The organism is Pseudomonas sp. PWP3-1b2 (assembly GCF_049896045.1).
Lineage (GTDB): Bacteria > Pseudomonadota > Gammaproteobacteria > Pseudomonadales > Pseudomonadaceae > Aquipseudomonas > Aquipseudomonas antarctica_B.
Map to the genome: position 1 here is coordinate 61,769 of NZ_JAFCTN010000018.1, position 13,141 is coordinate 74,909.

10 protein-coding genes are annotated in these 13,141 nt (G+C 62.2%); all 10 read left to right on the forward strand.

Annotated elements, in window-relative coordinates; translation table 11 throughout:
- The first annotated feature begins 257 nt into the window (after positions 1 to 257).
- Genes ACP7A2_RS13965 through ACP7A2_RS14010 form a run of 10 tightly spaced genes read left to right on the forward strand, consistent with a single transcriptional unit; the run spans position 258 to position 13,140 of the window.
- Positions 258 to 1,697: an undecaprenyl-phosphate glucose phosphotransferase gene (locus tag ACP7A2_RS13965; protein WP_426134661.1), complete on the forward strand. Its 1,440-nt coding sequence runs from the start codon at positions 258 to 260 to the stop codon at positions 1,695 to 1,697.
- Positions 1,697 to 3,157 (forward strand): mannose-1-phosphate guanylyltransferase/mannose-6-phosphate isomerase, encoded by a 1,461-nt coding sequence (locus ACP7A2_RS13970; protein WP_426134662.1) that lies wholly within the window; start codon positions 1,697 to 1,699, stop codon positions 3,155 to 3,157. Before ACP7A2_RS13965 ends, ACP7A2_RS13970 begins: the two co-directional genes overlap by 1 nt.
- Position 3,158: 1 nt before the next feature.
- On the forward strand, positions 3,159 to 4,070 hold the full coding sequence (locus ACP7A2_RS13975) for a glycosyltransferase family 2 protein (RefSeq protein WP_426134663.1): 912 nt from the start codon (positions 3,159 to 3,161) through the stop codon (positions 4,068 to 4,070).
- Between the two features lie 29 nt (positions 4,071 to 4,099).
- Entirely contained in the window at positions 4,100 to 4,876 is a 777-nt protein-coding gene (locus ACP7A2_RS13980; protein ID WP_348054839.1) for a polysaccharide biosynthesis/export family protein, read from the forward strand.
- A 14-nt stretch (positions 4,877 to 4,890) separates the two neighbouring features.
- Complete coding sequence (locus ACP7A2_RS13985) at positions 4,891 to 6,882, forward strand: GumC family protein (protein ID WP_426134664.1); 1,992 nt, start codon at positions 4,891 to 4,893, stop codon at positions 6,880 to 6,882.
- Entirely contained in the window at positions 6,882 to 8,072 is a 1,191-nt protein-coding gene (locus ACP7A2_RS13990; protein ID WP_426134665.1) for a glycosyltransferase, read from the forward strand. The genes ACP7A2_RS13985 and ACP7A2_RS13990 overlap by 1 nt, the downstream gene beginning before the upstream one ends.
- Positions 8,062 to 9,390, forward strand: a complete 1,329-nt coding sequence (locus tag ACP7A2_RS13995; protein ID WP_426134666.1) for a GH39 family glycosyl hydrolase — start codon at positions 8,062 to 8,064, stop codon at positions 9,388 to 9,390. The genes ACP7A2_RS13990 and ACP7A2_RS13995 overlap by 11 nt, the downstream gene beginning before the upstream one ends.
- Positions 9,391 to 9,398: 8 nt before the next feature.
- Positions 9,399 to 10,616: a glycosyltransferase family 4 protein gene (locus tag ACP7A2_RS14000; protein WP_426134667.1), complete on the forward strand. Its 1,218-nt coding sequence runs from the start codon at positions 9,399 to 9,401 to the stop codon at positions 10,614 to 10,616.
- Entirely contained in the window at positions 10,607 to 11,710 is a 1,104-nt protein-coding gene (locus tag ACP7A2_RS14005) for a glycosyltransferase family 4 protein (RefSeq protein WP_426134668.1), read from the forward strand. Before ACP7A2_RS14000 ends, ACP7A2_RS14005 begins: the two co-directional genes overlap by 10 nt.
- Before the next feature lie 2 nt (positions 11,711 to 11,712).
- Complete coding sequence (locus ACP7A2_RS14010) at positions 11,713 to 13,140, forward strand: O-antigen ligase family protein (protein ID WP_426134698.1); 1,428 nt, start codon at positions 11,713 to 11,715, stop codon at positions 13,138 to 13,140.
- The last annotated feature ends 1 nt before the right edge of the window (position 13,141 follow it).

Below are 13,141 nucleotides of genomic sequence, written 5' to 3' on the forward strand. Positions count from 1 at the left end.
CCGAAGAAAAGACTGATTAACGTATCCAGCATGCCGCCTCCGCACCACCGTCAATTCATTGACTAAGCAACTAAGAAGGAACACTCCTTAAGTCACTACCCCCGCACATTTCATTCAGTTGGACCGCTGTTATTTGGATGAGTAGTTGCGTTTTACCCAGCGTAGCCGTTGTTCGGCGTGCCTTCTAACAAGCAGCGTATCTGCCGCTTGATTAAACAGCCGAACAGACAGCCTGGAGTGCAATGAGGGATGTTTGTATGCGAGAGAAGTCGTCAGTTGACAGCCTGTTTCTGACCCGCGCCGGTTTTGTTGAGTTCTTTGTTGTTTTCGTCAAGTTAATCCACGGCCTGACTGCCATCTTGCCGCCATTGGTGTTGGTGCTGTTTATCGACCCGATGGACCCTGAGCTGCGCTCGCACTTTCTCGGCCTGCTCCTGTTTTTTGGGGTATTGACCGTTATTTTGTTCCACGCCATGGGCATCTATTCCGAAGAGCTGTTCAGTAATCGCCTGCGCCTGCGCACTAAAACCGTGGCGTGGTCATCGGCGTTTTGCATCTTGCTGTTCATGTACCAGATCCTGCAGTTTTTCCCGCAACTGAACCCGCACAATCTGGTGGTGTGGTACATCGCCAGCCTCGGGCTGTTCTGCCTCGAACGCCTGTTGATGCTGCGCCTGTACCGCAACCTGATGCGCAAGGGCAAATACCTGCAACGCACGGTGATACTGGGCTTCACCGACACCGCTGTGCACGTCGCCGACCACCTGCAACGCAATGGCGATATCCGCTCCGGCCTGATCGGTTTTATCGATGACCGCACCGAGCGCATTCCCAAGGAACTGAGCCACCTGCCCTTGCTGGGCAATACCCGCGACCTGGAAAAACTGATCCGTGCCGAGCAGGTCAACCAAGTAATGATCTGCCTGCCCTGGGCGGCCGAACAACGCATTCACGGCTTGGTCAATCGCCTGCGCCAGCTGTCGGTAAACGTGATGCTGGTGCCCGACATGGCCGCCCTGCGTTACGGCCACAGCCGCATCACCGACGTGGGCGGAATTCTGATGTTCAACACGTCACAGCTGCCATTGCGCGGCTGGTCGCCGGTGATCAAGCGTTGTGAAGATGTGCTGCTCGCAAGCCTTGCGCTGGTATGCCTGTCCCCGCTGATGCTGGCGACGGCCATTGCGATCAAGCTCGACTCCAAGGGCCCGGTGCTGTTTCGCCAGAACCGTTACGGCTACAACGACAATGAAATTCGCGTGTTCAAGTTTCGTTCGATGTTCACTGACCAGAGTGACTTCACCGCCGAACAACAGACCACCCGCACAGACCCGCGCATCACCCGCGTGGGCCGGATCATTCGCAAGACCAGCATCGACGAGCTGCCGCAGTTGTTCAACGTGCTGCGGGGCAACATGTCGATGGTCGGGCCCCGTCCGCATGCCACGGCCACCAAGGCGGCGGGCATTCCCTTTGAAGTCGCGGTGAGCGAGTACAGCTCGCGCCACCGGGTCAAGCCGGGCATTACCGGTTGGGCGCAAATCAACGGTTACCGGGGTGAAACCGACACCCTGTTCAAAATCCAGAAACGTGTCGAGTACGACCTGGAATACATCTCCAAGTGGTCGGTGTGGTTTGACTTGTACATCGTCTTCATGACGGTCCCGGCCGTCCTTTCCACCAAGGAAGTCTATTGATGAATACCCTCAACGGATTAATTCCCTGCATCATTTCCGGTGGCTCGGGCACGCGGCTGTGGCCGGTGTCCCGGCAGAACATGCCCAAGCCCTTCATGCGCATGCGTGACGGCCAGAGCCTGCTGCAGAAAACCTTCCAGCGCGCCGCCAAACTGCCTGGCGTGGAAAGCGTGCTCACGGTGACCAACCGCGACCTGCTGTTTCGCACCCTCGATGACTATCGCGGGGTGAACAAGGCTCACCTGCCCCTGGACCTGTTGCTCGAGCCTTTCGGCCGCAACACCGCGGCGGCCATCGCCGTGGCGGCGCTGCACGTGCAAGAGCACTTCGGCGACGAGGCGCAGCTGCTGGTGATGCCTGCCGACCATTTGATCCTCAATGAAGTCGCGTTTGCCGAAGCCGTCACCCAGGCCCGCGACCTGGCCGAAGCCGGCTATCTGGTGACCTTCGGCATCCAGCCGGACCACCCGGAAACCGGCTTTGGCTACATCGAACAAGGTGAAAAACTCAGCCACGGCAACCGGGTCAAACGCTTTGTCGAGAAGCCCGACCTGGCCACCGCCCAGGGCTACCTCAACGGCGGCAAACACCTGTGGAACGCCGGCATGTTCTGCTTCAAGGCCAGCACGCTGGTGGACGAACTGGCCGCCCACGCGCCCGACGTGTTGACCGCCGCCAAAGCCGCGCTGGAGCACAGCCAAAGTCTGCAAAACAAAACATCGCGTCAGCGCGAACTGGACTCGGATGCCTTCGGCAGCGCGCCGGATATTTCCATCGACGTGGCCTTGATGGAAAAGTCCACCCAAGTCGCCGTGGTGCCTTGCGACATCGGCTGGAGCGACATCGGTTCCTGGGAAGCCCTGCGTCAACTGACGCCAAGCGACGCCCATGGCAACCAGGTCAACGGCGAAGCGATTTTGCATGACGTGCACAACTGCTACATCGACTCGCCCAAGCGCGTACTCGGCGCCGTGGGCGTGCGTGACCTGATCATTGTCGATACCCCCGACGCCCTGCTGATCGCCGACGCCCACCGCAGCCAGGATGTGCGCTACATCGTCGCCGAACTCAAGCGCCAGAACCATCCGGCGTTCAGCCTGCACCGTACCGTCACCCGGCCGTGGGGCACTTACACCGTGCTTGAGGAAAGCGCCCGGTTCAAGATCAAGCGCATCGTGGTCAAGCCACAAGCCTCGCTATCATTGCAGATGCACCACCACCGCAGCGAACACTGGGTGGTGGTCAGCGGCGCGGCGCAAATCACCAATGGCGAACGCGAATTCCTGATCAACGCCAACGAGTCCACCTACATCCCGGCCGGGCACAAACACCGGCTGACCAACCCCGGCATCATCGACCTGGTGATGATCGAGGTGCAGAGCGGCGAATACCTGGGCGAAGACGACATCGTGCGCTTCGACGACATCTACGGGCGTGCGCCCGCCGACGTGAAAAAATGATATGCGCACGTCGTTGATCATCCCGACCCGCAACGCGTCCAGTCACCTGGCGCGACTGCTGCCTGCGCTGAACATGCAGACTCTGCAACCGGACGAAACCCTGGTGGTTGACAGCGCCTCCAGCGATGACACGGTGGCGCGCTTTCGCGAATTCGGCGCCCGGGTCGAGGTGATCGACGCCCGCGATTTCAACCACGGCGGCACGCGGCGCTGGGCCAGCGAACAAGTGGGCGGTGATGCCCTGATCGTGATGACCCAGGACGCAATTCCGGCAGACCCCCAGACGTTCGCCAACCTGCTCAACGAATTGCAGCAAGACCCGCTGAACGGCGTGGCCTATGGTCGCCAACTGCCGCACCCCGGCGCCGGCGTGCTCGGCGCGCAGTCGCGGCACTTCAACTACCCGGAACAAAGCCGCAGCAAAAGCCTGGCGGATGCGCCGGAATTGGGGATCAAGACCTGCTTCAGCTCTGACTCCTTTTCCGTTTACCGACGCAGCGCGCTGCAAGCCGTCGGCGGTTTTCCCGCCGATGTGATCGGCAGCGAAGACGCCTACGTGGCCGCGCGCATGCTGATCGACGGCTACAAGGTGCGCTACGCCGCCTCTGCGCGGGTGTACCACTCCCACGATTACCGACTCATGGATGAATTTCACCGCTACTTCGACATTGGCGTGTTCTACGGTCGCGAGCCGTGGATTCGCCAAGCCTTTGGCGATGCCGGCGGTGAAGGTAAACGCTATGTACTGGCCGAGCTCGCAGCATTGCGCGCAGCCGGTGCATTGCACCGCGTACCCGAAGTACTGGTGCGAAGCGCGTTCAAATTGCTCGGCTATCGGCTGGGCCATCTGGAACGACGGCTCCCACTCGCCCTCAAGCGGCGCATCAGCATGTTCCCCGGTTATTGGAGGTGAGAGGCATGACCAAGAGGAAGTCGCCCTATATGAAAAAAACCATGCTCATCTTGGCCATGTTGGCCTTGGCCGCCTGCAATACGCCGGCACGCATCGTCCCGCCGGACGACAAGACGGTCGAGGAAGGCAAACGCGCCCTCGACCAGCTTGCGCAGTTGCCGCCAGCGGTAGAGCGTATCCGCGTCGGCGACCAGTTGCGTATCGTGCGCGATGCCGGCGAGATGCCAACGCTGTCGGCGTTCAACGTCAGCACCATCTACGAGCTGACGCTGTACACGGTGCAGACCGACGGCAAGATCAACTACCCGTTCCTGGGGCCGATCCAGGTTGCGGGGCGCCCGCCATCGGAGCTGGCGGCCGAGCTGAGCAACAAGCTCGCGCCGGTCTACCGCGAGCCGCGGGTGACGGTCAACATCAACCAGGCACCGGCCAATTCGGTGATCGTCGGCGGGGCCGTGAATAACCCGACGGCGGTGCAGATCGCCACGGCCAATACCCTGGAGCAAGCCATTGTCGGCGCCGGCGGGGTCAACCCTTCGGGCGATGCAAGCATGGTTGCGCTGCTGCGCGAAGATGCCCAGGGCACCTATCGCGCCTATTTTCTGGACTTCAGCCAATACCTCAAAACCGGTCCCAACGGGCGCAAAGCCGTGCGCCTGCAACGCGGCGACGTGGTGTTCGTGCCCAAATCCAATGTCGGAGAGCGCATCCAGGGAGTGGATACCTACTTGAACCAATTGATCCCGTTCACCAAGTCCATTGGCGTCGGCTACAACTACACCAGAACCAGCGGCGGCACTAACTAAAGGAGCGACATCCCATGATCGAGATCCGTTCTTTTCGTGATCTTCTGCGCCTGTTCTTCATCTTCCGGCACGAGTTCAAGCTGGCGGCCATTGCGGCGCTGGTGATCATTCTGCTGGGGGCCTTTTTATTGCCCGCCAAGTACGAGTCCACCGCGCGCCTGCTGGTAAAACCGGGGCGTGATTCGACGCTGCCGATCGAGATCAGCAACCGCCAGGCGCTGGTTATGCCCAGCACCCAGCGTGATCCGATTGTCGACGAGGAACGCCTGCTGACCGGTCGCCCGATCGTGCGCGCCGTAGCCGAGCATTACCTGGAAGTGATCGACAACGCGCCGCCGCCGGAAGGTTTCTTGAAGCGCACCAAGTACTACATCAAGGCAGGCATCGGGAGCGTGTTCGATGGCATTCGCGTGGTACTCGAAACCGTCGGCATCGTGGAAAAAACCACGCCGGTTGAGCGACTCGCCGCCAGCCTGGAAAAAAACTTTGAAGTGAGCCACGCCGTGGGTTCGACGGTCATGGATATCAGCTTCAAATGGGGCGACCCGGAAGTTGCCCAGGCGGTGGTCAAGCACTGGGTCGAAACCTACGTCGCCGAGCGCACCCAGGCCCTGGGCCGCAAAAGCCTGTATGCCTTTTATGAAGGCCAGGTGAGCAACAGCGCCACCGAAATCAAGAGCTATAAAGAACAGATCCTCACGCGCCTCAATGAGATCGGCGCGGCGAGCATCACCGACCGCCTGGAAGACTTGTCCGAGCGCATCAACGTACTGCGCGGCGAGACCTTCAATACCACCCGCTTGATCGCCTCTTCCGACAGCGCCATCGCGAGCACCCGCGCCCAGCTCAAGACCCAGCCCAAGGAAGTGACCACGGTGCGGCAGATCGCCTTGAACCCCCAGCAGCAGGATTTGCGTCGCCTGCTTAACCAGAAGCTGCTGGAAAAGGCCGACATGATGCGCACCTATACCGACAACGCGCCGCCAGTCAAAGCCCTGGATGCGTCGATTCGTGCGATGCAGGCCCATGTCGCCAGTGAAAGCAGTACGGTGCAAAGCTCGGAAAACCGCGCGCCCAACACCCTGGAAATTCACTTGCAGCGCGTGCTGCTGGATGAGTCGAGCAACAACCTGGCCCTGCGCACCCAGCTGGTTCAACAGGAAAAACAACTGGTCAACCTGGAAGCTCAACGCAAGCAAGCCCTGGAAGTCGAACCGGAGCTGGCCCGCCTCTCCCGCGAGCTGGGCACCACCGAGCGCAACTACGCGCTGTATGTGGACAACCTGGAAAAATCGCGCATCGACCGTGAGCTGGACAACAGCCAGATCAGCAACATCGCGGTGATCGAAGAAGCCACCCTGAACCCGGGCCGCATCTTCCCAAAAACCCTGGTGATGCTGGTGTTGGCGATCCCGTTTGCCATCGTCGTCGGCTTGCTGGTGATCTACCTGTGCTACCTGCTGGACCAGCGCATTCACGATGGCGGCCTGGTGGAACGCAAGTTTGGTCTGCCGCTGTGGACCACCCTTCCGGAACTGGACGCCAGCACCGCGCAAGGCACCAACGCGTTCAACGCAAGCATCTACCGGCTCTACAGCCTGCTGCAGCCGGACCGCATTGCCGAGCGGGGCCTGACGCTGGGGCTGACCTCGGCGCGCCACGGCGAAGGGGTCACCTTTGTGGTGGAGCAATTGCGCCTGTTGCTGCAAGAGAACGGCACCAATGTGCGCGTCGGCGGGCTGGCCACTGCCGAACCGGGCGAAGTGGTGCTGCTGGATGCCTCGGCGCTGCTGGACAACCGTGATGCATTCATCACCCTGCGCCGCGCCGACCTGATCGCGCTGGTGGTGGAAGCGCAGAAAAGCACGGTGCCGGTGGTGGAACACGCGCTGTCGATCCTCAACACGGCGTTTGGCAAAGTGGACGGCATCATCATCAACCGGCGCAAATTCGAAGTGCCGGCCAAGGTGCTTAGAAACATCGCCAAATACCGGGGGGCGTTCTGATGCACATCGCCCTGCTCGCCCCTTTGCCGCCGGAAAAAAACGGGATCGCCGATTACGCGAACCATTTCAAGTCGGCACTGGAGCAAGTGGGCGTGACGGTGGCGACACCGTTAACCGGCGTGGAAGGCACCAGCGTGGCGATCAAACAGGCCCTCAGCGGCTTCGACTGGCACAGCGTGGACCTGGTCCACGCCGAGCTGGGCGGCGGGCGCCTGGGGGAATTTTTGGCCCTGCGCGAATTGCGCAAGGCCTACCCCAACCTGCCGTTGACCGCCACCGTGCATGACCCGGAGCGCATCGTGTGGCGGCGCGAACACCTGCCGTTTCCGCTGAACCTGCTGGAGCGTCTGCCCAGCCCATTGCCCCAGGCGGCAGTGGTGCTGGCCGACCCGCTGACCTTGAGCGAAGAACGCCACCTCGCCAACCGCCTGACGCGGCTGATTACCCTCACCCGCCTGGGCGCTGATTGCCTCACCCAGCGTATGGATTTGCCAGCGGGCAAAGTGGCAGTGATCAACCACGCCAACCTGGCGATCGCACCGGCGCCGTTGCCGCCGCTGGACACCTTGCGCCTGCTGTATTTCGGTTTTATCTACCGTGGCAAAGGCATTGAAGACCTGTTGCAGGCCCTGGCCGCCGTCTTCAAGAATGCCCCCGAATTGCGTGACCGTGTGCGTCTGACCCTGGCCGGTGGCACGGCTGCCGAAATGGCGTTTGGCGCAGGCGGTAATTACCTGGAGCAGTTGAAAAGCCAGATCGCCGACCTTGGCCTGGAGGGCGCCATCGACTGGCGCCTGAACCTGCCCGCGGACGAGATCTCACAAACGATCCAGGCGCACCATGTGATGGTGTTGCCCTATCGCGAATCAAAAAAACTCGGCCTGCTGGGGCGCCAGCGTGGCACCAGTGGCGCACTGTCCTGGGCCACCGCCTGTGGCCGTGGCGCGATTACCTCCAATGCCCGAGCGTTTGCCGAAGAGGTCGCCAGCGGTAACGGCGCTATCTTTCCCGAAGGCGACGTGAACGCGCTCAGCGAGCAACTGTTGCGTCTGGCGCGCACGCCGTCACTGGCTCGCGACTGGGCCGAGCGCGCCGGGGAAATTGGCCGCGAACGCCTGTGGCCGCTGACCGCGCAGAAGTTCAAGCAGCTCTTTGAGCAGGCCATTGCAGGAGCCCCGTATGGCGCGTAAACGTACGTACTTCGCCACCCTCGCGGTGATCGCAGCGTTAGGCCTGAGCGCCTTTATGTGGGGCCGCCAGGCCGACGCCGAGAACCATGTGCTCAAGGGCAGCAAGGTGGTGGTGTGGAAAGACTTTCTCGGGGTGAATGCGCAGTTCCTGTGGTTCAGCCCCGAGCGCTATCAACTGCAGATCAACCGCCTCAAGGCGCTGGGCCTGGAGTGGGTGCGCCTGGATTTGCACTGGGACCAACTGGAGCCGGTGGAGAGTCAGTACCACATTGCGACCCTGGATCAGTTGGTCGGCAACCTGCAAACCAATCAACTCAAATCCGTGTTCTATCTGGTCGGTTCGGCGCCCTTCGCCACCACCGCGCCGGTGGGTGCGCCCTATCAGGACCAGTACCCGCCGAAAGACCCCAACGTGTTCGCCAACCGCATGGCGTTGCTGTCCCAACGCTACCCCAGCGTCGATGCGTGGCAAGTGTGGAACGAGCCCAACTTGCTTGGCTTCTGGCGCCCGGTGGCCGACCCCGCAGGTTACGCGGCCCTGTTGACCGCCACCGCCGGCGCCTTGCGCGCGGTGAACCCGAGCAAGCCAGTGGTGGCGGCCGGCATGGCGTTTTTCAGTGAAATGCCCAACGGCCAGTCCATGCTCGATGCGTTGGGCGCCCTCGGCGTGGCCAGCCTCAACACCACCATTTCCTACCACCCCTACACCCAATTGCCCGAAGGCAATGACCCGGCCAACCTCGACTTTATCGCCAAAACCACCGCGCTCAACCAGGCGTTGCGCCACGGCGGCGTGCACACCCTGTGGAGCACCGAGTGGGGCTGGTCAACCTACACCGGGCCCAAAGACGCCCAGGACATCATCACCCTGCAAGCCCAGGCCGATTACATCGTGCGTCGCGTAGCACTGATGAGCGCGATGGATTACGACAGGATTTTCCTCTTCACCCTGAGCGACCTCGACCAGCGCGCCAGCGTGCGTGACCAGTCTTACGGTTTGCTCGACATCGAGGCCAACCCCAAGCCGGCCTACACCGCGCTGAAGAACTTCCTCGACGTGAGTGGGCCGCAACTCACTCCGGGCGACCCGCCCGTCGCCGACCACTTGCCAGACGGCCTGTTCAGCATCGGCTGGACCCGCGCCGACGGCCACAAACTGTGGTTCTTCTGGTCGGCTCAGGGCGGCAACGCGCATTTGCCAAACCTGGCCAGTGCAACCCTGTACGACCCGCTGCGCGGCACCCAAACCCCGGTGAGCGGCACCGGCGGCCTGACCATACCGGTCAAGTCGAACCTGCAAATTCTGCTATGGGATTAGAGCCTGCCATGCGCATTTTATGGATCCTGCCCTACTCGCCCTGGCCCACCACCAGCGGTGGCAAGACGCGCCAGTTCCACTTGCTGCGCAGCCTGGCGGCGCGCGGGCATCGGATCACCTTGCTGCTGCATGACAAACACCCGGTGTCGCTGACCGATCGCCAGGTGCTGGAAAGCTTCCTCGAACACCTGATCATCCTGCCGCGCCGCCCGCTGCGCAGCCTGAAAACCCTGGTGGCCGGGCTGTTCGCGCCCTACCCGCTGCTGGCCAGCGTGAATGGCCTGTCGGGTGAGTTGCAGGACACTTTCAATACATTGCTCAACGAGCATTGGGACGTGGTGCAGATTGAGCACACCTACACCTTCCAGCCTTATGAAGATGCCCTGGCGCGTAACGCCCAGCCGTTCGTGCTGACCGAACACAACGTCGAATCGGCACTGGGCGCCGCCACGTACGACCGCCTGCCGGGTTGGGCGCTGCCGTTTATTCGCTACGATCAATGGCGCTACGCACGCTGGGAACGCCGCGTGATGCGCCAGGCTACACAGGTGGTGGCAGTCACCGACGGCGATGCGCAGGTGCTGGAAAATATCGCCGGCAAGCCGGTGCCGGTGGTGGTTAATGGGGTGGACTGCGATCATTTCGCTGCCGCTCGCCCCGATCCATCGACCCGCCGCGTGTTGTTTCTGGGTAACTATGAATACGCGCCCAACGTGGATGCCATCGAGTGGGCGCTGGATGAAATTCTGCCCAAAGTCTGGGAACGCTGCCCGGATGCCCGCATGAGCGTGTGCGGGTTCGGCATGCCCGGCAGTTGGCGTGAGCGCTGGAAGGACCCGCGCATAGAATGGCAAGGGTTCGTGCCAAACCTGCTGAATTTGCAATCGAGTTGTTCGGTGTTCCTGGCGCCCTTGCGCCATGGCGGTGGCTCCAAGCTCAAAGTGCTGGAAGCCCTGGCCGCCGGCCTGCCGCTGGCCAGTACCGAGCAAGGTGTGTCGGGGCTGGACCTGGTGGAAGGCCTGGACTATCTCGGAGGTCAAAGCGCCGCGGGCCTGGCGGATGCCGTGGTGCGCCTGCTGCAATTTCCCGAGGCGGCCGCGCCCATGGGCGAAGCCGGTCGCGCTTATGTGCGCCGCGCCCATGACTGGAGCGTCGCCGCCAGCCAGCTCGAGCAAGTGTATGCCACGCTCGCGCCGCTCAATCAAAAGGAGCCTGCATGCGTATAGGCCTGGATTACCGCACCGTCGGCACTTCGCCGCAATCGGGGATCAGCCGCCAGGTGTACGCGCTGGAACACGCCCTGCGCAGCCTGCCGGGCACCGAAATTGAGCGCTTTACCGTGGCGCCTCTGGGCGACGAAACCCGGTTTCAAGCGCATTGCCCGGCCTGGGGTTGCGCGAAGACGGCGATGCACCAGCCACACAATCGCCTGCGCTTTGAGGCCGGCTTTCTGCCCCGTGCCTTGCGCGAGGCCCATATCGACCTGTACATCAGCACGTTCAATATGGGCTTGCCGTTGCCGCCCAAACCCCAAGGCTTGCGCACGGTGGTGCTGCTGCATGACCTGTTCCAGATCACCTTGAATAACTACCACGCCAACCGCCTGAAAGCGCTGATCTACAAGACCAGCGATCGCCTGTCGATTGCTTGGGCGGTGCACAGCGCCGACCGGGTGTGGACGCCTTCGCAGTACAGCGCCGATGAAACCGCGCGGCTGTTTCCCAAGGCGGCGGGCAAGATTCGCGTGCTGCCCAATCAGGTCGACGGCTTTGTCGAGCTGGCGGCTGACCTCACGGCGCGGCAGTTGCCGGAGCGTTACTGGCTACTGGTAGGAACCCGCGAGTTACGCAAAAACGTGCCGTTCCTTGTGGATGCGTGGCAACAGGCGCGCCTGCAATCGCCCGATGTGCCGGCGCTGGTGCTGGTCGGCAGCCTTGAGCATTTGCCCGAGGCCCAGCGCAGCCTGCCGGGGATTCGCGCGTTGAGTGGTGTCTCGGACGCTGAACTGCACGCGCTCTACCGTCAGGCCTCGCGCCTGTGGCAGCCGTCGTATGCCGAAGGGTTTGGTTTGCCGGTCATCGAAGCGCTCAGTGTCGGCACGCCGGTCGCTGTGGCCAGCGGCTCCTCGCTGGATGAAATCACCCCGCCGTCGTCACCGCGCTTCTCGCCCACCGACGGCCCCGCGCTGGTGCAGTTGATGCTGAGCCTGGGCGAACGCTCGGAGTTGGAGTCCGCTGAACACTGCCGGCAGTGGGCGGAACGTTTTAACCGTCATGCCTATCGCCAACGCTTGGCTGAACTGATCGAGGAATTGACATGAGATTGTCCCTGACCAGCCTCGTCGCGATTCTCTTTGGCCTGCTGTTTGGTGCGCTGGCCTTGCTGCTGTCACCGACCAAGGCGTTCCTTGCCGTGATTGGCCTGGCGGCTGCGGTGACTATTCTGCGCTTCCCGCTGTGGGGCCTGCTGTTGTTCGCGTTGATTGCGACGTTCATGCCGTACTCAACCGTCAACCTGGGCATTCGCAGTACAGTCAGCGAAGCCATCCTGGCGCTGACTTGGGGCGCGGTGTTGTGGCACAACTTCCTGGCACGCCTGCCCGATGCACCGCGCCTGTCGCGCCGCCCAACCGACCAGATGCTGCTGTGGCTGATGATGTTCAGCGTGTTCCCGTTTATCGTCGGCCAGGTCATCATCCATGCCGAGACCAGTGGCGTGGCCAACTGGCTGCGCTGGTTGCTGAGCCTGTCGGCGGTGTTCCTCTGCGCCAAATTGCTGGCCGACTACAAGCACCGCGAATCCCTGGTGATTGCCCTGTTGCTCGGCACCCTGGCGATGCTGGTGCTGTCGATCGCGGTGTTTGTGCGCACGCGCTCAGGGGCGGGCATCGCGCCGATTCTGGCGGTGTTCAATTACGGCAACTTCGACACGCTGAAATTCGGCCTTGAGGCGATGTCTTCGCGCATGGGCTCGCCGTGGATGCACCCGAATGCCATCGGCGGGATCATGGCCCTGCTCCTGCCGTTGGCGTTCTGCTTCGGCATGACCGAACAAGGCTGGAAGCGCGGGCTGGGCCTGGGCGTGGCGTGCCTCGGCGCGGCGGCCTTGCTGTTGGCGAGTAGCCGGGGTGCGATGATCAGCCTGGCCCTGGTGCTGATGTGGATGGCCACGCGGCGCGTGCCGTACACCGGGCGTTTGTTGATGATCGGCGCGGCGCTGACCGTGGCCCTGGTGATGGCTTACCCACCGTTGCAGGACCGCCTGGCGACAATTTTCTCGACGAGTAACGCCAGTACCGAAGTGCGCTTTGACGAATACCGGATGTTCCCCCAAGCAATGGCGGCCTACCCCTTCGGCATCGGTTTCAAGGTCGACCCGCCGGTACCGGGCACCCAGTTCCTGGGGATTTCCAACCTGTGGCTGAACTTCATCTACAAAACCGGCCTAGTCGGCATGCTGCTGTTTGTGGCCGTGACCGTGCGCTGGTGGCGTGAAGCACGCCCGGAAAAAGGCCCGATCCGCCTGACAAAGGACAACGCCTTGTGGCTGGGCAGCACCGCCGGAATTCTCGCGGCGCTGGTGAGCGGTTTGTTCGACCACTACTTCAGCTTCGCGGTGGTGATGGTCGCGCTGTTCTGGCTGATGGTGGGCCTCAACGTGCTGGAGGCGCGGCGGCTGTTCCCGGCACGCTTGCCGCAGGTCAAGACGGTGGTTTTTAGCAAGCCGGTCCTTGACGGCGCGCGGCCTTAAC

Excerpts from the sequence above, each read along its gene's own strand:
- ACP7A2_RS13965 (WP_426134661.1), top strand. The coding sequence starts at position 258 with ATGCGAGAGAAGTCGTCAGTTGACAGCCTGTTTCTGACCCGCGCCGGT.
- ACP7A2_RS13970 (WP_426134662.1), top strand. The coding sequence starts at position 1,697 with ATGAATACCCTCAACGGATTAATTCCCTGCATCATTTCCGGTGGCTCG.
- ACP7A2_RS13975 (WP_426134663.1), top strand. The coding sequence starts at position 3,159 with ATGCGCACGTCGTTGATCATCCCGACCCGCAACGCGTCCAGTCACCTG.
- ACP7A2_RS13980 (WP_348054839.1), top strand. The coding sequence starts at position 4,100 with ATGAAAAAAACCATGCTCATCTTGGCCATGTTGGCCTTGGCCGCCTGC.
- ACP7A2_RS13985 (WP_426134664.1), top strand. The coding sequence starts at position 4,891 with ATGATCGAGATCCGTTCTTTTCGTGATCTTCTGCGCCTGTTCTTCATC.
- ACP7A2_RS13990 (WP_426134665.1), top strand. The coding sequence starts at position 6,882 with ATGCACATCGCCCTGCTCGCCCCTTTGCCGCCGGAAAAAAACGGGATC.
- ACP7A2_RS13995 (WP_426134666.1), top strand. The coding sequence starts at position 8,062 with ATGGCGCGTAAACGTACGTACTTCGCCACCCTCGCGGTGATCGCAGCG.
- ACP7A2_RS14000 (WP_426134667.1), top strand. The coding sequence starts at position 9,399 with ATGCGCATTTTATGGATCCTGCCCTACTCGCCCTGGCCCACCACCAGC.
- ACP7A2_RS14005 (WP_426134668.1), top strand. The coding sequence starts at position 10,607 with ATGCGTATAGGCCTGGATTACCGCACCGTCGGCACTTCGCCGCAATCG.